The following is a 23,535-nucleotide window of genomic DNA, read 5'->3' on the forward strand; positions in this document are numbered from 1 at the left end:
AGCCTAGACGCACCCTACTTAGCCCGCGAAAGAACCGCCACCAAATACTCCGAATCCTCGGTGAAAGGACGCAAATCCCAGGTGCTGTAAGTGGCATCCACAGTAAAACCGGCCTGGCGCGCATCCGCAAGGAACTGCTCAAACGAATAATCCCGTCCAGGGCCGGAACCATACCCCACTACGGCCCGGCCGCCCGGGGCCAGCACCCGATAAAAATTCTCAACCACAGGGTACCGGGTAGAACGCGCCAAAAAGCCCATCACATTCCCCGAACACACCAGCAGCTCAAAACCGTCCTGATCGGCTTCACCGTTGAACCCAAGAGCCTGCGGCAAATCCGCCAAATCAGCGGTGACCCAGGAAGCCTCGGGGCACACACGGGTCGCCTCATCAATCAGCTCAGGGTCAATATCCACACCGGTGACGCGGTGCCCCAGCGCGTGCAGCTGCTTACCCACCCGGCCCGGGCCGCACCCGGCATCCAGGATTTTTGCCCCTCGGGAAGCCATCGCATCCAGAACACGTGACTCACCGCCCAGGTCGTTACCCTCAGCCTCCATCTGCTTAAAACGCTCAATATACCACTGCGAGTGGCCCGGGTCGTTTTCCTTCTTAATGAGCCACAGCGACTTTTCGCGCTCGCCGGGGGCATTGAACTGTATCTCAGCCATCAGTTGCCTTTCTATAGGGTGGAAGTGTGTGCACGTCTTCGTTGCGGGCGGGGCCGCGTGGGAGCGAACACGGGCCGCATAAAGAGCATCATTGCGCTCTTTATGCGACCCGGTGTATCTGCTTTGCGGGCGCCCTCTAACAGTCTACTTCTTTGCCGCCGCCTTCTGAATAATCTGCTGGCTGCGCAGCTTCGCCATAGAGGCAGAAGCGGCACGTGAGCTGGGCTTCAGAGGCGGGCGCGTAGCAGCCTGAGGCACCGACAGCTCAGCGGGGGAACGCCGCGACTTGAGCATGCTGGCCCCCGGTGTGTACCGCTTACGCGGCCCGTTGAAACTAGCAGAAGGAGAAGTCACCACGCCGGTGGAAGAGCCAGCCGGTACTGGCTGAGCACCTGCCGATTTAGCGCGCACCGCCTGCTGCCGCATCCCCAGCCGGTACGCTTTCGCGGCGCTGGTGGTCTTGGCCGCCTCCGCACCGCCGCCTGCAGGCTGCGGCTTATTCGCGGGTTGTGTGGGCTGTACACGTGCAGGCTGGATCTGCTGTGCGGTTTGGCCCGAGCCGGTGCCGCCCTGCTGTGGCTGGGAGGCTTTCTGCTGCCCCACCTGAGTCAGGGGCTCGGTGGCATCGTTGGGCTTCTGCGTCGGCACCGGAGCAGTGGCCTGCGCCAAGTCCTCAGACGCCTGAGCGGCAGAAGCTGCCGGGGCTGACGTTTGAGCTTTCTGAGCGGGAGAGGAGGCGTCCTGAGCCTTCTGCTGCTTTGGCTGCTGTGCAGCGGCCTCTTTCGATGCCGTTGGAGAAGCCGCGGCAGGCTGCTGCGCTGCCGTATTCTTCGCGGTTTTTTGGGGCTGAACCGAACTCTGCGCGGGGGCGACCCCAGCGGCCGTACCCTGTTGGGGCGCTGCGGGCTGCTGCTGGGATGCACTCTGCCGCTGAGCTGCGACGTTTTGCTGCGTGGAAGCACCCTGGCCCTGCGCGGGCTGCCTACCCTGTTTCACGGGTGCGGGCTGCTGCGCATTCTGGGATTTCGATACGGCAGCCTGAGGCTGGGTCGGCTGTTCGGAAGCAGGCGCCTTCTGCTGCGCTGGTGCGGTGCGGCCCACCTGACCGTGAGAGACATTGTCCACAGCGGCGGGCCGGGCCGGGGCCTGAGTCGCCGAGCTGCCCTGCACTGGTGCGCGCTGCTCTGAGGCTCCTGCTGCCGAAGCGGCGGCCTGAGCGGGCTGCGCCTCCTTGGGGGCGTTCGGGTCTTTAATGGCGCCGAATTCAACCAGCAGATCATCCATAAGCTGCTTCACGTCGCTCGTTCCCGCTACGGGGCCGCCCGCCAGCATCCCGTCGGAACCCAGGATCACGGCCATTGGGGTGCCGCGGCCAAAGTTGTGCATTGCCGCATGCTTGGGATCCACCAGCGCCTCAACGCCCTCATCCAGTTTCTCCAGCTTATGGGCCTGACGAATCTTCTCTTCACTGCTGAACACGGGGTGCAAACCCAGCTGCGGCAGCAGCTTCTGCCACCGGGGAATAGTCTTCAAAATAGGGGTGCAAGAACCGCACGTGGGAGAAGCAAAAAACAGTACACGCGCCTGCACACGAGACATATCGCGCAGGGTGGTCACACGCCCATCGGTCGTGTAAATAGAGGCGTAAGGGATGGGAACCCGCACATAATCCTCGGACTCATCAGCTGCGGAGGGCAGCACCACCTCGGGAATATCCGGGGCGGGCTCGGCCAGGGACTCGCCCCGCTGAATAGCCCACAGGGTCAGCGCGATCAGGCCCGCGCCAACAGCCCACAGCCACCCGGAACCGTTAAGGCCCACCAGCTCATACACCAGTGCCTTCCCGCCAACGAAGGAAGCCACCACGGTGAGAATACCCGCAATGGTCAGCGCAATATTACGGATCAGCGTGTAACGGCTCACCGGTGCCGCTGATTTCTTCCCGAAGCAGTTACAGCCTTCGGTGCGGCCGGTAGCCAACGCCCGAGCAATCACCACCAGGTAGAACACCATAAGCGCACAGGAGGCTATGGCGAACACCGGGAACAGCGGGCCGGGGGCGAACAGAAGCCCGGCGGCGAGCACCAGCTCAGCCCACGGCAGTACAGCGGGGGTGAGCTTCAGTGGCGCAACCGAGTCTAAACCTAAGTTCAGAATACCTTCAACGGTGCTAGAAGGGTCTTTAGCCTTAGCGATACCGCTGGCCGTGAGAGTAACAACAAGGATAGAAGTGCAAAGCAGAAGGGGAGTCATGAGTCCTTGAAAAATTGGGGCCAGAAAATTGTTGTCCTTCCCATACTACTCTCGTTACGTATAAAGATGCGCTTTAATTGCAAGGCTGTGCACATCATTTTTAAAAAATAGCGTCCCGAAGTGCGAAAAAACGTGTGAGCGCATGAATTTCAAGTGTGCAAAGACGAATATTTTTAAGCCCCCGAGCGGATATGTTAGGCCCCACCATGCATATAAATAGGGAGATTTGTCACACACACCGTTACACTGGTGCTTTAGAAAAGTTTCAAGTGACAGGGGTAAAATACGGGTAAACGGGGCGCCGGATGCGGCACCACCCAACGTACACCTGTACAGGTTCGTGCGTACCGCCTGAACCCTGCGGTGAGGCGCATCAGCGCCCGTCGCTACCGTTGCAGTGGAGGTTTCCCATGTCCATAGTCGTCACTGAACCTAAATCCCTGGCCCTTGAAATACTTGATCTTGAGACCGACATATTCGCAACAACCGACAAAAATGCAACTATTGAGGTGCCCCATGCAGAGCTTTTCACCGTGCGCACCGACGAAGGCGCCATACAGCTCACCCAGACAGAACACTACTGGCAGTCACCCTTCGCAACCCGCCCGTCACTGCTGCACTTTCTGACACGCCCCAGGGTAAAAATCACCGTCCCCACCGGGACGTTCCTTGACGCGTTACGGGTGCGCACCAGCTCGTACTGCACTATCGGCGGGATGCGCGCCAGCTACGCCGACCTGACCGCCGCCGAAGGCACCATCCGGTGCAGGAACTCTGACTTTTCACACGTTCAGGCGCGGGCGTCATCGGCGTCGGTCCTGCTAGCGAACTGTACCGTTGATGAGGATGCAAGCCTTAAAGTGGCTGGCGGGGCGGTGCTCACGGTGGGCACGTTTGATGAGATGCCCGGCTACCGGGTGCGGGAGGCAACCGGCAGCGTGGAAATATTCGGAAAACAGTGCCGCACCGGCGACTCGTACGATGCCGAGAATCAGCCGAGCGTGTACATCACCTGCTCCGGCGGGCACGTGGAAGTCGAATAGGTGCAGCTTCAGCAACCAGGCTTATAAGAAGGGGAAGAAAAACGATGAAAGCCAGTTTTATCACCGGAATCCGAAGCGCCGAAGCGCGTGAGATTGAAGATGCGCACCCCCAACAACCAGATGAGGCCCTCATTCGAGTTGCCCATGCGGGCATCTGTGGAACCGACCTTGAGCTGTACGACGGCACCTCAAACTACCTGCGGCGCGGTCTGACCGAGTACCCGCACCATTACGGGCATGAGTGGGTGGGCGTGATCGAAACCCCGCCGCAGACTGTTCACGGCACTCAGCTGAAACCCGGTGCGGTGGTCACCGGAAGCACCATGATTCCCTGCCTGATATGCGATTTCTGTCAGCGCGGGCGTCGGAACCTCTGCACAAACCTGCGCGAAGTTGGTCTCTATGAGCACGGCGGGGCGGCGGCGCAAAAGCTTGTAATGCCAGCGCACGTGCTGACCGTTATTGACGACGGCCCGGGCGCAGAACCACACCCCGAATACATTCTGATCGAACCCCTCGTGACGGTTCTGGAAGGCCTGGCGAAAGCCACCCCAGAACCCGGTGACAGGGTACTGGTGCTGGGCGGCGGCACGATCGGCACCCTCGCGGCACTGGTGCTGAAGCAGTACCCCGTTGAGGTTGCGGTGGTTGACCCCTCACAGCCCGTGCACCTTGCCGAGCTTGGGATTAGGGCCTATAAAACGGTGGACTCTCTCCCCTCTGGGGACTGGGATGCTGTGTGGGAGTGCTCCGGCTCCGGTACGGCGCTACAGGCTACGCCGTCTCTGCTGAGGAACGGGGGCGCGGCGGTGCTGATCGGCTTCCCGCCAGCGCAGACCGGCCTTGACGCCTCAGAGCTTGCCCTGCGGGGGCAGCACCTGGTGGGTGTGCGCCACGGCATCGACCACTATGCGGCTGCCGCGCAGTTCGTGCGGGAGCACCGGGACAAGCTGGGCGCGCTCATCGACAGCAGCTACAGCCTCAACGATGCGCAGGCCGCCTTCGAACGGCTGGAAGCGGGGGAGCGGGAACGCCCCAAGGTGATGCTGAGTATCGATAAATAGTCCCCTAATTTTTCGCCCAAAAAGGCTCTTTATTTCAATAAAGCATTAGAGAACCCGCTTTATTGAAATAAAGAGCCTTTTTAGGTACCGAACCTAACAGCCGATACCTGGCGCAGCTTGGGGATTAGTTAATTTACCCAACCCACTGGTTGATTTCGTTCTGCAAAGCCTTGATGGTCTGGGATGGACCGTCGAGACGGCGATCCTGGGAGATACCATAGTGCTTCTGTAAGTTTTCGATGACAGTATTATTGATCATACTGGGAACCGGGTACTCGATGTTCTTGAGCCCTAGCCACAATGACATATGGAGGATGGTGGGGGAACCTTCTGCCTGCCTAGGTTCTACCCATTCCCAGCCACCGACGATTCCAGGGCATGCAGGTGCCATGTGCGAAGGCTGCGAACTAATCACTCCATCAACGACAAGACCAGCACCCCTGACAGTGTTCATGAACCGCTGCAGCCCCGCGCTAGTTTCAGATCCCCACCAGCCGTCGGCGGAGATAGCGTTGGCGGAGGTTGCGGTTACGAGGGTGGACCCGAAGGCTACCAGCCCTGCCGCAGGAACGCCTATAGCGCCTGCCTTGAGGAGCTTGCGACGGGAGAGGTTTTTGTTTTCTGCGGTCATGATAAAAACTCCTTACACATAAAGCACTGGGTACATCCATGCGAATACTGAAATTCGCAAGAATTTAGACGTACTGGTTGATTTCGTTCTGGAGAGCCTGAATAGTCCGGGATGGAGCGTCGAGACGGCCGTCCGGCGAGACGCCGTAATGGCGTTGTAGGAGGTTGATAGTGCTAGCACTAATGAGACCATCTTCCCACTCATAGAACTTTAACCAACTCTGCATACTCGCGATGGTGGGTGAGCCGTCTGCCCGACCTGATACCCATTCCCAGCCGCCGACAATTCCTGGACATGAAGGTGCCATATTTGAAGGTTGGGAGCTAATGACTCCGTCGACTGTAAGAATGGCTTTGCCTGCTATGGCATTCATGAACCGCTGCAGCCCTGCTGAGGTTTCGGATCCCCACCAGCCGTCGGTGGAGATGGCGTTGGCGGAGGTTGCGGTGACGAGGGTGGAGCCGAAGGCTGCCAGGCCTGCGGCGGGCACGCCTATAGCGCCTGCCTTGAGGAGCTTGCGGCGGGAAAGCCTGGTGTTCTCAAAAGTCATAATTTCTTCCTTTTCATATGTTGAGGCCTATAAAGCGGATATTGACGCCTAAACTGGGGCGCATCCCATAAGGAGAAAAACGCGCCCCAGCTAGGCAGGGTATGGGTGGAAGGTATGAAGAAGAAACCTCTAAACCCACTGGTTGATTTCGTTCTGGAGAGCCTGGACAGTCCGGGAAGGACCATCAAGGCGACCGTCTTGAGGGATTCCATAGTGGCGCTGCAGATAAAAAATATCTCCAGTGCCGAAGATAGGGGTTGGAGGATTCAGATCTAACCATGACTGTAACCATTTGATGGTGGGAGAGCCTTCCGCTTTGCCGGATTCTACCCATTCCCAGCCGCCAACAATTGCGGGGCACTGGCGTACCATTCCTGAATCTTGTGAGCTGATGATCCCGTCGACAACCAGACCCTTGCTAAACTCCTCGCTTGTGAGCCAGCCCTTATTCGTGACCACAGTATTTAAGAACCGCTGCAGCCCTGCTGAGGTTTCGGATCCCCACCAGCCGTCGGTGGAGATAGCGTTTGCGGAGGTTGCGGTGACCAGGGTCGAGCCGAAGGCGAGTACACCTGCTGCGGGCACACCTATAGCACCTGCCTTGAGAAGCTTACGGCGGGAAAATCCGGTGTGTTCATTCGTCATAACGAAAACTCCTTACACATAACGTACTGACTACATCCATGCGAATACTGAAATTCGCAAGAACTTTAGACGTACTGGTTGATTTCGTTCTGGAGAGCCTGAATAGTCTTGGAGGGCCCGTCGAGACGACCATCCTGCGCGATACCGTAGTGGCTTTGTAGCTTATTAACGTGTGTCGAGGAGAAATGAGGGTAAGGGTATGAATACGAACTACCGTCAGCACCTTTCCATTGCATTCCCAGCCACTCTGACATCTTAGAAATTGTAGGGGAGCCTTGATCTATCTGTATGGCCCACTCCCAGCCACCCACAATTCCCGGGCAATAGGGTGCCATTGCTGCAGGTTGGGAACTGATCCATCCGTCGACAACTAGATTTGCGCCTAAAGCCGCATTCATAAACCGCTGGAACCCTGCTGAGGTTTCGGAGCCCCACCAGCCGTCGGTGGAGATAGCGTTGGCGGAGGTTGCGGTGACCAGGGTCGAGCCGAAGGCGAGTACACCTGCTGCGGGCACACCTATAGCGCCTGCCTTGAGGAGCTTACGGCGGGAGAGGCCTTTATTATCGGCGGTCATGGTAGGCCCTTTCGGTAGGGGATGTCTCCCCATCTACCCTAGAAGACCCGTGCTATAAATCTCAAGCATTTACTCAGCAAACCTTAAAGTTTAATGTAAACGTTATTTTCCTGTTTTCAGGTTTATAACGCCTGTGGGGCGCCCCTTCACAGCGTGAAGAAGCCGCACGATGGTGGGCTACACCCCAGTGAGCCTCACCCCATAATCTGCTGCAACCGCATCCCATTCCTGTATAAACTTCGCTGCGCGTGCCCCGGACTTACAAAACACGCCCACGCGCTCCCCGGCGAGCGGCTTCAACATAGAGCGCACTGCATCCTCGGTAGCTGCGGAGAGCGGAAGGTGCAGGGAATCCGGGTACTTCACCTGGGTTTCGCGTTCGTTCTGCTCGCGTACATCCAGCAGAATTTTCGGCAGTTCGTAGGCGCTCAAATCCGTCACGGGCGCACGTTCCGGGTCTGGGGAGAGCGCAAAATTCTGGAATGTGCCGCTCAGCGCCTCGTAGGTGAGCAGCCGACCCTCAAGTGTGGGCAGCCCCGCCAGGAACTTGAGCGTTTCGGTCGCCATGAGCGAACCAATCACCGCCGTGGTAGCGCCCAGCACCCCCGCCTCGGCGCAGGATTCCAGCGTTTCCGGAGTTGTAGGGAACAGATCGCGCAGATGCACCGACCCCGTGCGGAAGACGCTCACGCTGCCCTGATACCGCAGCACCGACCCCCACACCAGCGGAATACCGGTTATCTCGGCGGCATCGGCAATCAAATATTTAGTCTCAAAGGTATCGGTACAATCGACGATCACCGCCGGGTTCTCCTCGGCGAGCAGGTCAAGAATCCAGGATGCCTCCAGGTACCTTCGATACACTGTCACCCTCAGCGCCGGGGCAATCTCGCGGGCACGATGCGCGGCAACCTCAGCCTTCGCCCGGCCGCAATCGGCGATCCCGAACAACGGCTGGCGCTGCAGATTCGACAGCTCAATCACATCGTGATCGACGAGCGCAATCGACCCGACCCCGGCGGCGGCGAGCGCCTGCACCACCGGGCACCCCAGACCGCCCGCACCGATAACGAGCACATGCGCATTGGCGACCGCCTGTTGGTCGAAACCGGGCAGACGATCCTGCCGCAATACGCGCTCAGCTTCGAGAGCCTGCGCCTGCGCGGGGTCCTGTGGCGCTAGAATCTGCGGTGCGTCAGGCGCCGAAGAGCGATCATGCGAGGTCACATCCATGACACCAGACCCTCCGCCGGGGAAGAAGCCTTCGCGTGCTCGCGCTGGGGAATCCTGCCTGCGCTTCGCGCCAGATAGCCTGCCTCAACGGCGGCTTTCATGGCTCGCGCCATCGCCACCGGATCCTGCGCACGGTTGACCGCCGAGGCCAGTAGCACACCCGAGCAGCCAAGTTCCATCGCAAACGCGGCATCCGAGGCGGTGCCAACCCCCGCATCCAGCAGCACCGGAACCGTGGCGCGGGAGCAAATCAGCTCAATATTGTGCGGGTTCAAAATGCCCAGCCCCGTGCCGATGGGGGAGCCGAGCGGCATGACCGCCGCGACGCCCACATCCTCTAGACGTTTGGCGATCACCGGGTCATCAGAGGTGTACGCCATGACCGTGAACCCTTCTGCCACCAGCGTTTCGCAGGCGGTCACAGTCTCGCACACATCCGGCAGCAGGGTGTCTTCATCGCTAATCACCTCAACCTTAACCCAGTTCGTGCCCAGGGCTTCGCGCGCGAGCCGGGCGGTGATAACGGTGTCGCGTGCGGTACGGCACCCCGCCGTATTGGGTAGAGGCGCAATATTTAGCCTGGTCAGAAGCGGAAAAATAGGGGTACCCGAGGCGTGCCTGCGCATGGCGACCGTGGTCATCTCGGTACCGGATGCGACCAGCGCTTTTTCGAGCAGATCCATGCTGGTGGTGCCTCCGGAACCCATAATGAGCCGGGATGAGAACTCTTTCTCAGCAATAATCATGGCCACTACCCGCCCTGAACTGCGGTCAGCGCATCGACCCTAGCGCCCTCGGGCACTTCGGTACTCGCCCACCGTGAACGCGGCACCACAGCACCATCGAGTGCGACAGCGACCCCCTGATCGGTGCCCGCCTGCTGAAGAATCAACGCCTCAAGATTCGTGGCCGAAATGTCTAATAATTCGCCGTTATAGGTTATTTTCATGGATTATTCCTCTCGTTTCTGGTGCACAAACTGGTGGTATGTTGTAGCAAAACCGCGTATCAGTGCTCAAACCTCTTCGGCGAGCAGGGCGCGAACTCCGGCGGAATATCCCCGCCCAAAAACACCTCCGCACCGGCTTTCCCCGCGAGTGCCGCCAGTAAAATTCCGTGCCGAAAATACCCGTTTGAGATCAGCTGCCGCCGCCCGGTCGCCGTGGTGCGGTCGCCAAAGATCGGCAGATCATCCGGGGTTCCGGGGCGCACCCCCACATTCGACTCGATAAGCTCGCATTCTTCTACCGCAGGAACCACCCGAATCGCATCTTTGAGCAGCTGATACACGCCGTCCACACCGGGGCGGGTGCGCGTGTCCTCGCGGCTTGTTGCACCAATGCACACCTCACCGCCTGGCCGTGGAATCACATAAACGGGCCGCCCGTTCACGAACCCGCGCACCACATGCTCCACCAGCGGATGCGGCGCCTGCAAACGCAGAATATCACCGTAGACCGGGCGCAAGGGGTACTGCCCCGCCGCACCCAAACCGGTGCACACAATATCCCCAAAATCCGAGTCAGTCACACGCTCACGCACAAACTCGACCCCGCGCGCCCTCAACGCCTTCACGAGAGCCTGCAAAAACAGCCGAGGCGCCACCTGATGATCGCCCTCAATCAACGCCGCACCCGCCAAATCCGGGGCAAGCGCAGGTTCCAGGGCACGAGCCCGGCTCACGGGAATCGCCTCAGCACTGCGGTTGATCGAACGGTAATACTCAGAAACATCGCGCAGATGCGCCGCATCCGCACGGTCACCCGCCACCACCAACGTGCCGGTCGTATCGTAGCCGGTGGGCGCATCCGTCACTGCGGCGAGCCTGCGCATGAGCGAAGGGTACGCATTCGCGCTGGAAACCATGAGCGGGAAAAGCGCATCCTGCTGAAACTGCACTTCGGCAATAGGCGCGAGCATTCCGCCCGCAAAATAGCTGGCACCCGTGCCGCGCTCGCCGGGGGTTGGGTCATAGACGCGCACCCGCTGGCCGCGTTCGGTAAGCTCAAAGGCAGTGGTCAGCCCAATAATTCCACCGCCCACCACGGTAATAACCTCTGCCATGATTATGCCTGCAATTCCGGGTTTTCCACGAAGGCACGTGCCATTGCAACCCCGGCAACCCCTGTTTCGCGGATGCTCGGGCAGTCTTGCGGCCAAATATCGCCGATGGCGACCACCGGAATCTTCGAAAGCTCGGCAAGTTCATGCAGCCCTTCAATACCCAGCGGCGGGCGGTTTGAGGCTTTGGTCGGGGAGGGGCGGAACGGCCCGGCACCAATGTAGTCGATCAGGTGCGCAACGGTGTTGGCGCGCTCAACAAGCTCGCGGGTGCCGGTGGTGAGACCAATAATGGCGTGCTCACCCAGCAGACGGCGGGCATCGGCGACGGGCAGATCGTCTTGGCCGATATGTACCCCGTCGATGCGCACCCCGCGAGCACGCAGGGCAAGGGCAACATCCACCCGATCATCAATCAGTATCTTCTGGTGGGGGAGCGCGATGCGCGCAATCTCTTCGGCAAGGGCATGCAGGTCGCGGGCGCTGATGGGCTTGGAACGCACCTGTATGCAGGTGGCATGCCGTGCCCGCCGCACCGTTTCGACGGGGTTTTCGCCGGTGACCAGATACAGTGAAAGGTCTAATGGTATGGCGGTTTCGGCGGTGCTGTTGGTTGTCATGGGATCACGATTCGACTGTGAAAGTAGTGTTTCCTGCGTGCTTGCGCGGGCGTTGCGGTGATTTTGCGACGATGCGGCACACGCAGATATTTCTCATTCAGGCTAGCACACAACCTTCGTTGTGCTTCCTGGCTGCGGTTTTGTTGCTCTGATGGTTTATATAAAGCTAAGAGTAGAAGGATCTTGATAATTTCCACAATAAATACACACTTTTGTTATACTTTAGATATACAATGTTTCACGATAGAGAGGTGTATTTACTGTGGCAAAGACGGCGAACATCAATCTGCGCATAGAACCAGAAGTTAAGAGGGAAGCTGAGGAGCTTTTTGGAATTTTCGGAATTTCCGTAAGTGATGCCATCACGATGTTTTTAAACGTTTCCATCATGCAAGGTGGATTGCCCTTTGAACTCAAGCAACCTCAATACAATGCTACAACTGAGCAAGCTATCGCAGAAACGAAAGCTATGATGGAGGGCACCCGTAAAAGTAAACAGTACAGTTCGCCCCGAGAGCTCTTCGCTGAGCTTGATGCTGAAGGCGATGATTAGTGCTTCACCTTGAAACAACATCCCAGTTTCGTAAAGACTACAAGCTCATGAAGAAGAGAGGATTAAATCTTCGTCTCTTAGAAGATGTCCTCGACAAACTCATACGTGAGGAGCCGTTAGAAACAAGGCATCGAGATCATGCTTTGACAGGTAACTATCGTGGATTAAGGGAATGCCACATTCAGCCTGATTGGTTGCTTATCTATGCTATCGACAAGGGACGATTGATTCTGACTGCTTCCAGGACGGGAAGTCATGCTGACCTCTTCAAGATGTAGTTTTTCGTCCGACCAAATTTGTACAGCTAAATGTACTCATTATTTGAACATACGCTTCCAAAAACCACCTGCTCGCGGGGCTAGCTGAGGAAAATAAAAAAGCCCTGGTAAACACCAGAACTTTTGAGAGCGGCTGACGGGCTGGAGGTAAAAAATCGTCCTTTATGGGGCGATTTTTTAGCGTAAGCGATTCCCCAAAGCCTAAAAAAGAGGTCTCCAGCCTAACGGTTGGAGACCTAAGTGGAGCGGCTGACGGGCTGGAGGGTGCGGATTCCGAGTGAGCGAGGTACCAAATCCGCGCCTGGAAGCGATTCCCGTCCAAGGCTGGGTATGCGAAAACCCCTAACAGAAGCTAGGGGTTTATGAGAGCGGCTGACGGGAATCGAACCCGCGTATCAGGCTTGGGAAGCGTGCGCTCTACCATTGAGCTACAGCCGCGTATCCGTAATGGACATATCTAGTGTAGCGTGTGTTTGGGTTTTTCGCATACCGGCCGGGTGCGTGCCTCATCACCCCGCCCGGTAGTGCCCCGCCGCCGCGTCGTTCAGAACCGATGCGGGTGCAATTGTGCGGCACGCCCTAAAATTTGCGGCGCTTCGGTGCGCACGGGAGGGGATACACTAGGTATCCTTAGAGAGTGCTTATCTCAGACCGCGATATACGACAGGAAATTGCTGACGGGCGCATCGTGCTCAACCCGTTCGACGACTCGATGATTCAGCCAGCCAGTGTTGATGTGCGCATCGACCGTTTTTTCAGGCTGTTCGATAACCATAAGTACCCGTACATTGACCCGTCGCAGCCGCAGGAAGACCTCACCCGCCTGGTTGAGGTTGCCCCCGATGAGCCTTTTATTCTGCACCCGGGTGAGTTCGTTCTCGGCTCAACCTATGAGAAGGTGACTTTGCCGTCGGATGTGGCGGCGCGTCTTGAGGGGAAGTCGTCGCTGGGGCGTTTGGGTTTGATGACGCATTCCACGGCCGGGTTTATTGACCCCGGCTTTTCGGGGCATGTGACCCTGGAACTGTCGAATATGGCGACCCTGCCGGTCATGCTGTGGCCGGGTTCTAAAGTGGGCCAGTTGTGCTTCTTCAGGCTCACGAGCGAGACTGAGCACCCTTACGGTTCGGGCGCTTACGGCAACCGCTACCAGGGTCAGCGCGGGCCCACGGCTTCGCGCAGCTACTTGAACTTTCACCGTACCGAGATTCCCGTTACTGAGAATCCCGCAGATTAGCCGGGGTTTATTGTCCTGATGGCTAAGAGAAAAGAGAATACTGTTGTTCCCTACAATGGTTGTGCGGCCCGCTGGCGCCCAACTGAAGGTGGTGTTTGGTCCCGGCGCTGACGAGCAGTTCGTGAGCAAGGTGGAGCAGATTTGGGCTACCCTCGACCCGGTGCTGTATGAGAGCGTTGAGGCGGCTGTTGAGGCGACCCGCTCCGTGGCGCATATGCTCGTGGCGCATGATGGCAGCAGAAACCTGTTTGATGAGGTCCCGCAGCTGATGAACGGTTTCGAGACCATGCAGATGGTGAACGTCACCCGTGAGGCTGAGGCGCTGCAGTCCATGACGTCCATGCTCACGGTCGCTATGATTCAGCAGCTGGTGGGTGGTTCTAAGGTGCTGCTGCATGCTGCCGCCATTGGTGACCCCGCCACGAAGCGTGCCGTTACTTTGGTGGGGGCATCCGGCAGCGGTAAAACCACTGCCTCCCGCTACTTGGGGCAGCGTTTGGCGTACCTGACGGATGAGACCACCATTATTGAGCGCACCACTGGTGCCGTGGTGCCGTACCCGAAGCCGCTGTCGGTCATTGTTGCCCCCGACGAGCCGAAGGAGCAGCAGAACCCCGCCGAGCTGGGGCTGAACGTGGTTGCTGCGGATGATCACAGTTACCGTCTTGAGCGTGTGGTGATCATTGACCGCCGTGATGAGCCGACCTCCCCGCGTATTGAGCCGGTGCCGCTGGCGCAGGCGCTTATGACGATCTGTGAGCAGACCTCGGGGCTGATGTTCACCCGTGAGGGGCTGCGCAGCATCGCCGATGTGATTATTGAAAGCGGCGGTGTGTGGCGTCTGGTGTATTCGGAGGTGCAGCAGGCTGAGCCGCTGGTGTATCAGTTGCTTAGTGGTGAGGGGCTGCCGGAGCGTGAGGCTGAAGGGTACCAGACGTTTGAGCCTGCAGACGCCCTGCCGAACGTGTTCGCTAACGGTACTGTGACGGTGGCCCGTGCGCCCGGTAGTGAGGGGTACCTGGTGGGGGAGGAGACGTTCCTGCTGCACCGCGGTGAGGCCCTGAACGAGCTGTCGGGGTTCGCAGCCGAATGCTGGATCGCTGCTGAGCAGCAGATCTCTTCAGAGAAGCACTATGAGCTGCTGTGCGAACTGTTTGAGGGTCTGCCGCGGGATGCGTACGATACGGTGATTACGCAGCTTTCTGAGGCGGGTATTTTGACGGTGCGCACGGTGGATGACCCGCTGTACACAGACCCTGAACCGGCTGAGCCGGATGCCGCCGACCCGGATGCGGCCGCCTCTGAAGAGGGCGCTCCCGGTAGCGAAACCGCCGCAGAAGATACCGCAGAAGACGCCGATGGGACTCCCGCAGGGGGTACCACTCAAAACGCGGAGGCCACCGAGTAGGCTGGTCCGCAGACTGACTAGGCACAAACGCACCGGCCGCATCACAGAGTTATTTTGTGATGCGGCCGGTGCGTTGCGGTATGCTGCCCCTTACCGCCGGTGGGCGGCCTTGTGCTCTTTCCTCTCCCGCTTCACCTGTTTCTTCTCCAGCCGGCGGGCTTTACGCTGCCGCAGCGCCTCCGGCGATTCCAGCGGCAGGAGCATGAGCAGCCCGGCCAGAATCACGATCATAATCCCCAAGATGCCCCACACCTGGGCGTTGAAAATCACCACGAAAACACCGAACAGCATGGGGGCTAAGAAGCTTGTGGCCCGCCCGGTTGTGGAGTACAAGCCGAACAGTTCACCCTCCGTGCCCGGGTCGGCAATACGCGCCAGGAACGTGCGGGACGCCGACTGCGCCGGGCCCACAAACAGGCACAGCACCAGTGCGCACACCCAGAACGTGCCCGGGTACGGGAACAGCAGCAGCGGGGTGGCGGCCAGCAGAATACCCACCAGCGAGAACACAATAATTTTCTTCGGCCCCAGGTAGTCGTCCAGGTACCCGCCAAGGACCGCGCCAATAGCGGCCACGGCGTTACCGGCAATACCGAAAATAATCACATCAGATGTGGTGAAACCGAACGTGCCCGCCGCCAGGATACCGCCGAACGTGAAAATGCCGGTCAGCCCGTCACGAAACACCGCGCTTGCCAGCAGAAAGTACAGGGTCTGCGGGGCGCTTTTCTGCAGCCGCACAATGGTGCGCCACAGCTCCCGGTACGAGGCGAACAGCCCGCCCTGGCGGGCCGGGGAAAGCCGTGTAAAACCGCGTTCTAAGAACTTCAGCTCACGCACGGGCAGCACCTCCGGCAGGAACCGCTCCCGGCGCCGCATCCGTACCAGCAGTGGAAGGCAGAACACCAGGCACCAGAACGCCGAGAACAGGGCGACAGCACGGATATTGAACGCATCGTCGGTGCTGAGCCGCAGCCCATTCGGTTCAAGCACGAACCCCCACAGCACCACACCCAGCGCCAGCACCCCGCCCAGGTATCCGGCCGACCAGCCAAGACCCGAGATTTTGCCGATATTATTCGGGGTTGAAACCCGTGGAAGCACAGCGTTGTAGTTCACGAACGCGAACTCACTGAACACGCTTGCCGCCGACACCAGGCTCACCCCCAGCCACAGGTACGCTGGGGAGGGCGCAACGAAAAAGCACAGCGCCGTCAACGTCACCAGCGACAGCGTGTTCACACCCAGCCAGAAGATGCCCTTACCCGTTTTATCGGCACGCTGGCCGGTGACTGGCGCCAACAGGGCGATGAAAAACCCCGCAATGGTCAGCCCCAGCGACAGCGCCGCAGAGGTGCCCTCCTTAGACCCGAAGTATGCGCTGGTGAGGTAGACCGTGAAAATGAAGGTGGTCATGATGGTGTCGAAACTTGACGATCCGACGTCCCAAAGCACCCATGAGGCCACCGAACGGCGGCTGGTGCTGTGGTCAGGTGTAGTAGCCATGTTCTTTGAAAAGCTGTCAGGCGGGCGCGACCGTGCGCATTCCGCGGGGATGTTTTGTGTGAAAAAGTGAAGGACACGCGGGCCGGTGCGGCGAACCCGCGCATCCCCTCAAAATACCCGCATCAGCGGGTGGTGTGCGGTACGGTACGCGCTACCGGGTGGGCAGGAAGCGACGCTGGGCGCGGGCAATACCAATGCTCACCAGCGTACCCACCACCGAGGTGAGCACCGCCCAAATAATAACGTTGCGCACGGTGTCTTCAGATTCGGGGGCGATAGTCGGCGGTTCATTGCCAGTAACACCCTTCCACACATAGCTCAGGCCCTTGCCTACGAGAGCGGACGCGGCGAGGTTCACACCGGTGATGGCGATTTTGGCGACGGGGTTCATATAGTTTCTCCATTCGATAGAAATACCCTACCCTCTAGCGTATATGCTTTTACGAGGTTACGCGCACCCGGCGCGGATTTTTCAGGGTGTGATACCCGCCCCGCCACATCAAAAGCCACTTTCGGGCAGCTTCACGCCTATTACCCGCTATTCTTTGGGCAGAACACGGTCTTTGAGCGGGATTCACCAAAGCCTTCACCTGTATGTAGAATATGTATGGACCCCGGGCGGTACCCGGGCATTAACGACAGGGGAGCGCCCTACGGCGCTGAGAGTGCTACGCAGACCCTCGAACCTGATCCGGTTAGTACCGGTGTAGGGAGTCGACTATTCTCGATAACCCCGCCCACATACACGGGGCGAGGCTGTCCCCCTTCCAACGACGGGAGGAAAAATGTCACATAAATCTCGCCTCACATGGCGTGTGAACGAAATCGTGATCGTATCGGTCGTGGCGGTAGCCTGCGCCGTAGTGTTCTGGGTGTGGGATATTGGGGTGAGCCCGGCCGCTAAAACCATTTTCGCGGCCGTCCCCGAATACCAGCCCCTCATTGGCGGTGCCTGGCTGCTCGCCGGGGTGCTCGGTGGGTACCTGATCCGCAAACCCGGCGCCGCACTGTACTGTGAGGTGGTGGCCGCCATTATCTCAGTGCTCCTGACCGGGGGCGCTTTCAGCGGTGAGATTCTGCTGGCGGGCCTCATCCAGGGTGTGGGCGCCGAAATCGCCTTTGCCGTGTTCGCATACCGGCGCTGGAACCTGCCGGTGGCGGTATTCGCCGGTGCGCTTGCGGGGCTGTTCATGGGCGGCAACGAAATCCTCATCTACTACCCGGATATGGACCCCATCAAAGCCGCAATCTACATCGTGTGCTCCGTGCTCTCGGGGCTGGTAATGTCCGGTATCGGCTCGTGGGCGCTCACTAAGGCGCTCGCGAAAACCGGTGTGCTCGCCTCCCTCGCCTCGGGGGCGCAAGCCCGCACCGTGCAGGCGTAACACCTCACTATCGCAGGAGAAAGGCACACCGTGAACACCACCACCGTGGGGCAGCACCGCACCGCAGAACCAGCAGGCTCAGCGGGGGCACGCATCGAACTGGACGGGTTCGGGTGGCACCACCCCGGCCGTGAAAAACCCGCGTTTTCGGGGATTACCCTGAGCATCGAACCCGGCCAGAAAGTGCTGCTGCTGGGGCCCTCCGGCGCCGGGAAATCCACCCTGCTGCACGCCCTAGCGGGGGTTATTCACGATGATGACGGGCACAGCCAGCTCGGTACCGCACGCATCGACGGGCACACACCCGCCGATGCGCGCGGAATAGTGGGGCTCATGCAGCAAGACCCGGAGTCGTCGGTGGTGCTGGCCCGCGTGGGCGACGATGTGGCCTTCGGCCCCGAAAACCTGTGCATTCCGCGCGAAGAAATCTGGGAGCGCGTCAGCCAAGCCCTGAGCGCCGTGAACCTGGAGCACCTGAGCCTGGACCACCCCACCAGCGCCCTCTCCGGCGGGCAGAAACAGCGCCTGGGGCTTGCCGGGATCCTGGCGATGCACCCGCGCGCCATCCTGCTGGATGAACCCACCGCCAACCTCGACCCGCAGGGGGTGCAGCAGGTGCGTGAGGCCGTGGTGCGGGCGGCCGCGCACACCGGGGCCACCCTCATCGTGGTGGAGCACCGGGTGAGCGTGTGGGCGCAGCACATGGACCGCGTGATCGTGCTCGGCTCCGGCGGAGGCATCACCCACGACGGCCCGCCCGAGCAGGTGCTTGATGAGGCCCGCGAAACCCTCATCGCCGACGGCGTGTGGGTGCCCGGCTACGTACCCGAAACACCCGGCACCCCAACGGCGCCAAAAGCCGAGCTGCTCTCCGCCGAAAACCTTGCTATCACGCGGGAATACCCCACCAAAAAACAGCTGCGTGCCCGCCGTAAACAGCTCAAAACCATGCCGGATGCCGCACCCGTGCGCATCAGCATGCCCACCCTGCGCGGCGGGGTGAACCTGAGCATCAGGCAGGGGGAGCACCTGAGTATCCTGGGCCCAAACGGTGTAGGAAAATCAACGCTTGCCCTCACCCTGGCCGGGCTGCTCTACGCCGCCGACGGCACCCTGTGTGCGCATCCGGCGCTGCAAAACCTCGCCCACGAGGCGCACCCCGCCAGCTGGGATGTGCCCTCATGGAACCCGGCGCAGCTGCTTGGGCGAATCGGGTACGTGTTTCAGGAACCCGAGTACCAGTTCGTGCGCGGCACCGTGCGTGAGGAGCTGCAGCTGGGCCCGCGCCGCCTAGCCGCTTTACGCCGTGAGCCCGTGGATGAGGGCGCGCTTGCTGCCGCCACCGAGTCCCTGGCTGAGCGGCTGCGCCTTAGCGGGCTGCTGGGTGCTAACCCGTTCACTCTTTCCGGTGGGGAGAAACGCCGCCTGTCGGTGGCCTCGGCGCTGGCGACCGCGCCCCGCGTGCTCATCCTGGATGAGCCCACGTTCGGGCAGGACGCCCACACTTGGGGTGAGCTGGTGCGCATTATTCGCGGGCTGCTGGCCGAAGGGACGGCGGTGCTGTCTATCACCCACGATATGGAGTTCACGGCGGCCCTGGGTGGGCGGAGCATCACCCTTGATGCGCCCGCCCGGGATGCTCAGGAAGGAAACCGCGCATGAACACGGATTTTTTCGGGCCAAGCGCCGAACGGAACAGCTGGTTTGGCGGGCTGAACGCGGGGGTGAAATGCGTGGTCACCGTGGTGCTTATCCTGGCGGCGATCCTCATTAAAGACCCGGTGAGCGCCACCGTCATGCTCGTCCTCGAACTGGTGGGGTTCACGGTGGTGGGTTTCCGCCCGGTCAACCTGCTGGCCCGCGCCTGGCCCATCCTGGTGGCGGTGGCCAGCACCGGCTGGAGTGTGGCGATCCTGGTGAATAAGACCGGCCCCGTGATCCTCGACTTCGGGGTGAATAGTATTACGCAGGGTTCGTTGGCTGCCGCCGTCTCAATGATGCTCCGCTCCCTGGCGATGGTGCTGCCCACGTTCGCGTTCGTGCTCTCAACCGACCCCACAGACCTGGGGGATTCGCTGGCGCAGACCTTCCGGCTCCCGGCACGGTTTGTGCTGGCCGCGCTGGCGGCGCTGCGCCTGGTGGGAATCCTATTTGGGGAGTGGAATACGCTGGGGCAGGCGCGGCGTGCCCGCGGGCTGGGCGCGGGGCAGGGCCCGTGGGGGCGGCTGCGCACCGGTGCGGGGCAGATGTTCGCGCTGATGGTGCAGGCTATTAGGCGCGGCTCACGCCTGGCGGTCACCATGGAGGCGCGCGGGTTCGGTGCGGGGGCGCGGTCGTGGGCGCGTGTGCCCGCCTATTCGCGTCGGGATGCGTACCTGGTGGTGGCCTCAGTGGTGATTGTTGCGCTCGCGTATGGGGTGTCGTGGTGGCTGGGCGCCCTGCAGTTCCTGTGGGGGTAGCGGGCATTGAGTACACCTGGTGATTGGAGGGCGGGTCACCGCATGGATGTGTATGCTGCTGGCTTTACGGGTATGCAGGTGACAGCTGCCGGTGAGACAGGGGAGTATTTTCTGCACGGCATCTTTAAACATATGCCGTTCTCCATTCAGCTAAGTGACCCTGCCGACTATCACGATGCTGATTTTGTGTTTGTTGCCCACAGAATGAACCGTGCATCTGCGTACCGGCAGGACGCCGAACTATTGCTACAGAACATCCTGGCTGAAAACCCGGGCGCATTAGGGGTCTCTGAGGGTGATCGTGCACCCGACGGGCCGCTTCTTTCGCTGCCGGAATTTATGTTCTATGAGGGCAGCAGCTGGTCTATTGTTTTTAGGGAAAGCCCGCTACCTATTGCCGAGCCGTACGGCATACTCATTAACTTTTGTGATAGCAAAATTATTGGTTTTGAGGATATTTCCGGCTCAGAAGAAATATGACAAGCCATGAGCACGCGGGCGGAAGCCCACCCCGTCTGGTTGACCACCTAAACGCCCGGGGCGTCTTCTGCACGGTTGTACTGCGGCACATGTGGGCTGGTTTTGGCACAGGAGAACAGTAGAGAAACCGGGGACACCGTGGTAGGTTGAGAACACTGGTGTTAAGACTCGAAAAGCTGGTGCGGGTAAAGCATCTGATGCCTGCCGCCGCCGTCTTAACCTTGTGCATACAACCAGTCGTAGAAGGGCTATTAGTATGGCGGTGTACACGCGCCAGGTGCTGGTGAACGCTCCACCCAATCAGGTGTTCCGGTACTGCACCTCACAAACCGGGTTCTGCCAGCAGTTCCCCTTCCCCGTCCGCTGGCTTACCGGCACTGACCACTGGCAGCTGGGCGACATTCTAGATTTCAGGTACCGGGTGTGCGGCCTGTGGCTGCGGCACCGTGCAGAGGTGGAAAAGCATGAGTGGGGAGCACTGTTCACCGATACTATGCGTAAAGGCCCCTACCGGACATTCCGTCACACACACCGCTTTGAGCCTTCAGCAGGCGGCACCTGCATGACAGACACCATCGAATTCACAACAGGGTTAGGTGCCCTAATCGACAGGCTCATTGGTGTGCCCATTCTGAAGTACACGTTCCGCAAACGTCACGAGGCCCTGTCCCAGGTGGACTGGGCAGACGTCTTATAACTTGAGGAGAAGCACATGCCCACCACGCACTATCAAGACGCTGATTTGTTCTACCGTCTAAGCGGTGAGCCTGAAAACCCGGCCATGCTGCTTCTGCACGGTGGGTTCGGGTCAGCAGAGGATTTCGCTGCTATCCTGCCTGAGCTGCAGCAGCACTTTTTTGTGGTTGAAACCGACGCACGCGGTCACGGGCGTTCCACCCGCGGCACGGCTGAACTCACCTACGCGCAGCTTGCCGAAGACGCGCGTCATATTGTGCAGGTTACCGGGCTGCGGGAATACCATGTCTTTGGTTTCAGCGATGGCGGCACGGCGGCTTACCGGCTAGCGGCTGAGGATACACGAGTGCTTTCGGTAGTGACTGTTGGTTCGTCGTGGAGTGGTGTACAGGATGCCTCCGTACGGGAGATGTTTGAGAACCTGTCGCCCGCACTTTTCCGTGAGCGCATGGCTGACAGGGTCGCATCCTACGAGAGGCTGAATCCGCGCCCTCACCTTGAGACACTTGTAGACGATCTGCGTCACCGGTGGCTGGACACCACGGAGACAGGATACCTGAACGAGCATGTTTCCGCGATTAAGGTGCCTGTGCTGGCCGCGCGTGGGGAGAACGATTTTCTGTTTTCTCTACAAGAGCTGGCGGAACTGCGTGAGCACCTGCCCGAGGCGCACCTGATGAATGTGCCGTTCGCCAGCCATGAGGCTATCAGTGAGCAGCCCGGCATCATATGGGCTGCCATGAAAACAATGTACGGACTATAAACAGAGGAAATCGCTGAGGGCTGGTGCTTCTGCAGGTACGATAAAGAAGCACCTGCCGCAACCGAAAAATTTGAGAAAACCCATGCGATATAACGACTACCAGCAGCCTATCGGCGATGCCCTGCCCGACTACCGCGCGGGTGAGGCCCCCAGTGTTGATTGTTTACAGGGGCGCTACTGCCGCCTCGAAAAACTTGATGCAGAACGCCACGGCGACGACCTGTACGAGGTCTACGGCCCTGAAGCGCCCAAACCAAGTTTCACCTATTTGTCCCTGAACCCTGTTGCTGACCGAGCAGAGTTAGAGACCCTCCTCAAGCGCATGGAGGAATCCACCGACCCGTACTATCTGACTGTGATAGATCAGGATGGGCGTGCGATTGGCACTTTAGCGCTCATGCGCATTAACCCCGCCCACCGTGTTATCGAGGTGGGCAGCGTGACCTATGGCGAACGTCTAAAACGCACGCGCGCCGCCACGGAAGTGCAGTACCTGCTGGCGCAGTACGTGTTTGAGACGCTGCACTATCGCCGCTACGAGTGGAAATGCGATGCACTGAATGAGCCTTCACGCCGCGCAGCCGAGCGCCTAGGCTTCACCTATGAGGGAACGTTCCGCCAAGCCGTCGTATATAAAGGCCGCAACCGCGATACGGCGTGGTATTCAATGCTGGATACCGAATGGGAGCAGCGTAAACACCGGTTGCTGCAATGGCTGGATCCGAAGAATTTCGATGCGCACGGTCAGCAGCGCACCTCCCTGCGGGAGATCGCTGTGTAGCCGTTAGCCGAACGGGTGCCCTGGGGTATTGTCAGAGCCAAACGGCATAGATACTATGGGTATTTTCTAACGTCGAACGGAAGGAAATACCATGAAAACCCTTGTAATTGTTACTCACCCGAATATCCACGAGTCTACGGTCAACAAAACCTGGGTGCAGATGCTGCGCCAGCATCCGGACCGGTTTACCGTGCATGAGCTGTACAGCGAGTACCCCGACGGTGTGATTGATGTAGAGCGCGAGCAGGCTCTCGTGGAAGAGCACCAGAACATTGTGCTTCAGTTTCCGGTGTACTGGTTTAACTGCCCTCCGCTTCTGAAACAGTGGTGCGACGAGGTGCTGACGTACGGGTGGGCCTACGGATCAAAGGGTAAGGCATTCGAGAATAAGAAACTCGGTATTGCCGTCTCGCTGGGCGCTCCCGCCTCAGAGTACAGTGCGGAAGGCTCCGTTGGGTACACTGTTGCTGAAACCCTGCGCCCCTTCGAGCTGACGGCTAACTATATTAGCGCCAATTATCAGCCTCTCTTCACGTTCCACACCATCGACACCTATGAGAGCTACGATGAAGCCGCCGCCCAGCTGGTGGCAGACAGTGCGGGTGATTACCTGGCGCACCTGAACACCTACTACGCCTAGCAA

Annotated in this window: 27 protein-coding genes, 1 tRNA gene and 1 riboswitch; of the genes, 14 read left to right on the forward strand and 14 right to left on the reverse strand. The window is 59.5% G+C overall.

Annotated elements, in window-relative coordinates; genetic code table 11:
- Positions 1–14: 14 nt before the first annotated feature.
- Together I6I94_RS08315 and I6I94_RS08320 are read right to left on the reverse strand one after the other, a co-directional pair.
- Positions 15–671 carry a class I SAM-dependent methyltransferase gene (locus I6I94_RS08315; protein WP_128088136.1) on the reverse strand — a complete coding sequence of 219 codons (657 nt, stop codon included), beginning with the start codon at positions 669–671 and terminating at the stop codon, positions 15–17.
- Positions 672–815: 144 nt separating this feature from the next.
- On the reverse strand, positions 816–2,924 hold the full coding sequence (locus I6I94_RS08320) for a MauE/DoxX family redox-associated membrane protein (protein WP_128088135.1): 2,109 nt from the start codon (positions 2,922–2,924) through the stop codon (positions 816–818).
- Positions 2,925–3,334: 410 nt separating this feature from the next.
- Here I6I94_RS08320 and I6I94_RS08325 point away from each other — a divergent pair, with 410 nt between their 5' ends.
- The gene (locus I6I94_RS08325; RefSeq protein ID WP_128088134.1) at positions 3,335–3,967 is read left to right on the forward strand and encodes a DUF4097 family beta strand repeat-containing protein; all 633 of its coding nucleotides are present in this window, start codon (positions 3,335–3,337) and stop codon (positions 3,965–3,967) included.
- A 44-nt stretch (positions 3,968–4,011) separates the two neighbouring features.
- Complete coding sequence (locus tag I6I94_RS08330) at positions 4,012–5,031, forward strand: zinc-dependent alcohol dehydrogenase (protein WP_128088133.1); 1,020 nt, start codon at positions 4,012–4,014, stop codon at positions 5,029–5,031.
- 133 nt (positions 5,032–5,164) lie between these two features.
- Here the strand turns inward: I6I94_RS08330 and I6I94_RS08335 are convergent, their stop codons facing one another.
- The 9 genes from I6I94_RS08335 to I6I94_RS08375 form a co-directional block, all read right to left on the reverse strand.
- Entirely contained in the window at positions 5,165–5,662 is a 498-nt protein-coding gene (locus tag I6I94_RS08335) for a peptidoglycan-binding protein (protein ID WP_201620603.1), read from the reverse strand.
- Positions 5,663–5,726: 64 nt separating this feature from the next.
- On the reverse strand, positions 5,727–6,212 hold the full coding sequence (locus I6I94_RS08340; protein ID WP_128088132.1) for a peptidoglycan-binding protein: 486 nt from the start codon (positions 6,210–6,212) through the stop codon (positions 5,727–5,729).
- A 129-nt stretch (positions 6,213–6,341) separates the two neighbouring features.
- Positions 6,342–6,857, reverse strand: coding sequence for a peptidoglycan-binding protein (locus I6I94_RS08345; RefSeq protein WP_128088131.1), 516 nt, complete (start codon positions 6,855–6,857; stop codon positions 6,342–6,344).
- 65 nt (positions 6,858–6,922) lie between these two features.
- Positions 6,923–7,432, reverse strand: a complete 510-nt coding sequence (locus tag I6I94_RS08350) for a peptidoglycan-binding protein (protein ID WP_128088130.1) — start codon at positions 7,430–7,432, stop codon at positions 6,923–6,925.
- A gap of 177 nt (positions 7,433–7,609) precedes the next feature.
- A complete protein-coding gene (locus I6I94_RS08355; protein WP_201620604.1) occupies positions 7,610–8,665 on the reverse strand; it encodes a ThiF family adenylyltransferase in 1,056 nt (351 codons plus the stop codon).
- Positions 8,656–9,411: a thiazole synthase gene (locus I6I94_RS08360; RefSeq protein ID WP_128088129.1), complete on the reverse strand. Its 756-nt coding sequence runs from the start codon at positions 9,409–9,411 to the stop codon at positions 8,656–8,658. The genes I6I94_RS08355 and I6I94_RS08360 overlap by 10 nt, the downstream gene beginning before the upstream one ends.
- A gap of 5 nt (positions 9,412–9,416) precedes the next feature.
- The gene (gene thiS / locus I6I94_RS08365) at positions 9,417–9,614 is read right to left on the reverse strand and encodes a sulfur carrier protein ThiS (RefSeq protein WP_023133218.1); all 198 of its coding nucleotides are present in this window, start codon (positions 9,612–9,614) and stop codon (positions 9,417–9,419) included.
- 59 nt (positions 9,615–9,673) lie between these two features.
- Positions 9,674–10,729 carry a glycine oxidase ThiO gene (thiO, locus tag I6I94_RS08370; protein ID WP_128088128.1) on the reverse strand — a complete coding sequence of 352 codons (1,056 nt, stop codon included), beginning with the start codon at positions 10,727–10,729 and terminating at the stop codon, positions 9,674–9,676.
- Between the two features lie 2 nt (positions 10,730–10,731).
- A complete protein-coding gene (locus I6I94_RS08375; RefSeq protein WP_128088127.1) occupies positions 10,732–11,346 on the reverse strand; it encodes a thiamine phosphate synthase in 615 nt (204 codons plus the stop codon).
- Between the two features lie 262 nt (positions 11,347–11,608).
- Between I6I94_RS08375 and I6I94_RS08380 the strand changes: the two genes are divergently transcribed.
- Both I6I94_RS08380 and I6I94_RS08385 read left to right on the forward strand, forming a co-directional pair.
- Positions 11,609–11,899 (forward strand): type II toxin-antitoxin system RelB/DinJ family antitoxin, encoded by a 291-nt coding sequence (locus tag I6I94_RS08380; RefSeq protein ID WP_128088126.1) that lies wholly within the window; start codon positions 11,609–11,611, stop codon positions 11,897–11,899.
- Positions 11,900–11,946: 47 nt separating this feature from the next.
- Positions 11,947–12,177 (forward strand): type II toxin-antitoxin system YafQ family toxin, encoded by a 231-nt coding sequence (locus I6I94_RS08385; protein ID WP_236588972.1) that lies wholly within the window; start codon positions 11,947–11,949, stop codon positions 12,175–12,177.
- Positions 12,178–12,544: 367 nt separating this feature from the next.
- Here the strand turns inward: I6I94_RS08385 and I6I94_RS08390 are convergent.
- A tRNA-Gly gene (locus I6I94_RS08390) sits at positions 12,545–12,615 on the reverse strand.
- Positions 12,616–12,814: 199 nt separating this feature from the next.
- Between I6I94_RS08390 and dcd the strand changes: the two genes are divergently transcribed.
- Together dcd and I6I94_RS08400 are read left to right on the forward strand one after the other, a co-directional pair.
- Positions 12,815–13,414: a dCTP deaminase gene (gene dcd / locus I6I94_RS08395; protein WP_126500490.1), complete on the forward strand. Its 600-nt coding sequence runs from the start codon at positions 12,815–12,817 to the stop codon at positions 13,412–13,414.
- 43 nt (positions 13,415–13,457) lie between these two features.
- A complete protein-coding gene (locus I6I94_RS08400; protein WP_236588845.1) occupies positions 13,458–14,822 on the forward strand; it encodes a nucleoside/nucleotide kinase family protein in 1,365 nt (454 codons plus the stop codon).
- 90 nt (positions 14,823–14,912) lie between these two features.
- Here I6I94_RS08400 and I6I94_RS08405 read toward each other — a convergent pair whose 3' ends face one another.
- Positions 14,913–16,328: an MFS transporter gene (locus tag I6I94_RS08405; protein WP_128088124.1), complete on the reverse strand. Its 1,416-nt coding sequence runs from the start codon at positions 16,326–16,328 to the stop codon at positions 14,913–14,915.
- A 151-nt stretch (positions 16,329–16,479) separates the two neighbouring features.
- A complete protein-coding gene (locus I6I94_RS08410; protein ID WP_006888809.1) occupies positions 16,480–16,719 on the reverse strand; it encodes a DUF4235 domain-containing protein in 240 nt (79 codons plus the stop codon).
- 239 nt (positions 16,720–16,958) lie between these two features.
- Positions 16,959–17,058: riboswitch (TPP riboswitch) on the forward strand.
- A 55-nt stretch (positions 17,059–17,113) separates the two neighbouring features.
- On the opposite strand from I6I94_RS08410, the gene I6I94_RS08415 reads away from it, so the two are divergent.
- The 8 genes from I6I94_RS08415 to I6I94_RS08450 all read left to right on the forward strand — a co-directional run bounded on the left by I6I94_RS08415 (position 17,114) and on the right by I6I94_RS08450 (position 23,532).
- Entirely contained in the window at positions 17,114–17,713 is a 600-nt protein-coding gene (locus I6I94_RS08415; RefSeq protein ID WP_128088123.1) for an ECF transporter S component, read from the forward strand.
- Between the two features lie 30 nt (positions 17,714–17,743).
- Positions 17,744–19,375, forward strand: a complete 1,632-nt coding sequence (locus I6I94_RS08420) for an ABC transporter ATP-binding protein (RefSeq protein WP_126926201.1) — start codon at positions 17,744–17,746, stop codon at positions 19,373–19,375.
- On the forward strand, positions 19,372–20,172 hold the full coding sequence (locus I6I94_RS08425; protein ID WP_006888825.1) for an energy-coupling factor transporter transmembrane component T family protein: 801 nt from the start codon (positions 19,372–19,374) through the stop codon (positions 20,170–20,172). Before I6I94_RS08420 ends, I6I94_RS08425 begins: the two co-directional genes overlap by 4 nt.
- 42 nt (positions 20,173–20,214) lie before the next feature.
- Positions 20,215–20,652 carry a hypothetical protein gene (locus I6I94_RS08430; RefSeq protein WP_201620605.1) on the forward strand — a complete coding sequence of 146 codons (438 nt, stop codon included), beginning with the start codon at positions 20,215–20,217 and terminating at the stop codon, positions 20,650–20,652.
- Positions 20,653–20,908: 256 nt separating this feature from the next.
- Positions 20,909–21,349: an SRPBCC family protein gene (locus I6I94_RS08435; RefSeq protein ID WP_128088121.1), complete on the forward strand. Its 441-nt coding sequence runs from the start codon at positions 20,909–20,911 to the stop codon at positions 21,347–21,349.
- Positions 21,350–21,364: 15 nt separating this feature from the next.
- Positions 21,365–22,111, forward strand: a complete 747-nt coding sequence (locus tag I6I94_RS08440) for an alpha/beta fold hydrolase (protein WP_128088120.1) — start codon at positions 21,365–21,367, stop codon at positions 22,109–22,111.
- Between the two features lie 82 nt (positions 22,112–22,193).
- On the forward strand, positions 22,194–22,892 hold the full coding sequence (locus tag I6I94_RS08445; RefSeq protein WP_126926204.1) for a GNAT family N-acetyltransferase: 699 nt from the start codon (positions 22,194–22,196) through the stop codon (positions 22,890–22,892).
- A 91-nt stretch (positions 22,893–22,983) separates the two neighbouring features.
- Positions 22,984–23,532 (forward strand): NAD(P)H-dependent oxidoreductase, encoded by a 549-nt coding sequence (locus I6I94_RS08450; RefSeq protein WP_128088119.1) that lies wholly within the window; start codon positions 22,984–22,986, stop codon positions 23,530–23,532.
- Positions 23,533–23,535 lie beyond the last annotated feature (3 nt).

This window comes from Rothia aeria (assembly GCF_016726365.1).
Taxonomy (GTDB): Bacteria; Actinomycetota; Actinomycetes; order Actinomycetales; family Micrococcaceae; genus Rothia; species Rothia aeria.

Bases quoted from the DNA above. Each gene is read 5' to 3' on its own strand.
- I6I94_RS08315 (WP_128088136.1), bottom strand. From the start codon at position 671: ATGGCTGAGATACAGTTCAATGCCCCCGGCGAGCGCGAAAAGTCGCTG.
- I6I94_RS08320 (WP_128088135.1), bottom strand. From the start codon at position 2,924: ATGACTCCCCTTCTGCTTTGCACTTCTATCCTTGTTGTTACTCTCACG.
- I6I94_RS08325 (WP_128088134.1), top strand. From the start codon at position 3,335: ATGTCCATAGTCGTCACTGAACCTAAATCCCTGGCCCTTGAAATACTT.
- I6I94_RS08330 (WP_128088133.1), top strand. From the start codon at position 4,012: ATGAAAGCCAGTTTTATCACCGGAATCCGAAGCGCCGAAGCGCGTGAG.
- I6I94_RS08335 (WP_201620603.1), bottom strand. From the start codon at position 5,662: ATGACCGCAGAAAACAAAAACCTCTCCCGTCGCAAGCTCCTCAAGGCA.
- I6I94_RS08340 (WP_128088132.1), bottom strand. From the start codon at position 6,212: ATGACTTTTGAGAACACCAGGCTTTCCCGCCGCAAGCTCCTCAAGGCA.
- I6I94_RS08345 (WP_128088131.1), bottom strand. From the start codon at position 6,857: ATGACGAATGAACACACCGGATTTTCCCGCCGTAAGCTTCTCAAGGCA.
- I6I94_RS08350 (WP_128088130.1), bottom strand. From the start codon at position 7,432: ATGACCGCCGATAATAAAGGCCTCTCCCGCCGTAAGCTCCTCAAGGCA.
- I6I94_RS08355 (WP_201620604.1), bottom strand. From the start codon at position 8,665: ATGGATGTGACCTCGCATGATCGCTCTTCGGCGCCTGACGCACCGCAG.
- I6I94_RS08360 (WP_128088129.1), bottom strand. From the start codon at position 9,411: ATGATTATTGCTGAGAAAGAGTTCTCATCCCGGCTCATTATGGGTTCC.
- thiS (WP_023133218.1), bottom strand. From the start codon at position 9,614: ATGAAAATAACCTATAACGGCGAATTATTAGACATTTCGGCCACGAAT.
- thiO (WP_128088128.1), bottom strand. From the start codon at position 10,729: ATGGCAGAGGTTATTACCGTGGTGGGCGGTGGAATTATTGGGCTGACC.
- I6I94_RS08375 (WP_128088127.1), bottom strand. From the start codon at position 11,346: ATGACAACCAACAGCACCGCCGAAACCGCCATACCATTAGACCTTTCA.
- I6I94_RS08385 (WP_236588972.1), top strand. From the start codon at position 11,947: ATGAAGAAGAGAGGATTAAATCTTCGTCTCTTAGAAGATGTCCTCGAC.
- I6I94_RS08405 (WP_128088124.1), bottom strand. From the start codon at position 16,328: ATGGCTACTACACCTGACCACAGCACCAGCCGCCGTTCGGTGGCCTCA.
- I6I94_RS08410 (WP_006888809.1), bottom strand. From the start codon at position 16,719: ATGAACCCCGTCGCCAAAATCGCCATCACCGGTGTGAACCTCGCCGCG.
- I6I94_RS08415 (WP_128088123.1), top strand. From the start codon at position 17,114: ATGTCACATAAATCTCGCCTCACATGGCGTGTGAACGAAATCGTGATC.
- I6I94_RS08425 (WP_006888825.1), top strand. From the start codon at position 19,372: ATGAACACGGATTTTTTCGGGCCAAGCGCCGAACGGAACAGCTGGTTT.
- I6I94_RS08430 (WP_201620605.1), top strand. From the start codon at position 20,215: ATGGATGTGTATGCTGCTGGCTTTACGGGTATGCAGGTGACAGCTGCC.
- I6I94_RS08435 (WP_128088121.1), top strand. From the start codon at position 20,909: ATGGCGGTGTACACGCGCCAGGTGCTGGTGAACGCTCCACCCAATCAG.
- I6I94_RS08440 (WP_128088120.1), top strand. From the start codon at position 21,365: ATGCCCACCACGCACTATCAAGACGCTGATTTGTTCTACCGTCTAAGC.
- I6I94_RS08445 (WP_126926204.1), top strand. From the start codon at position 22,194: ATGCGATATAACGACTACCAGCAGCCTATCGGCGATGCCCTGCCCGAC.
- I6I94_RS08450 (WP_128088119.1), top strand. From the start codon at position 22,984: ATGAAAACCCTTGTAATTGTTACTCACCCGAATATCCACGAGTCTACG.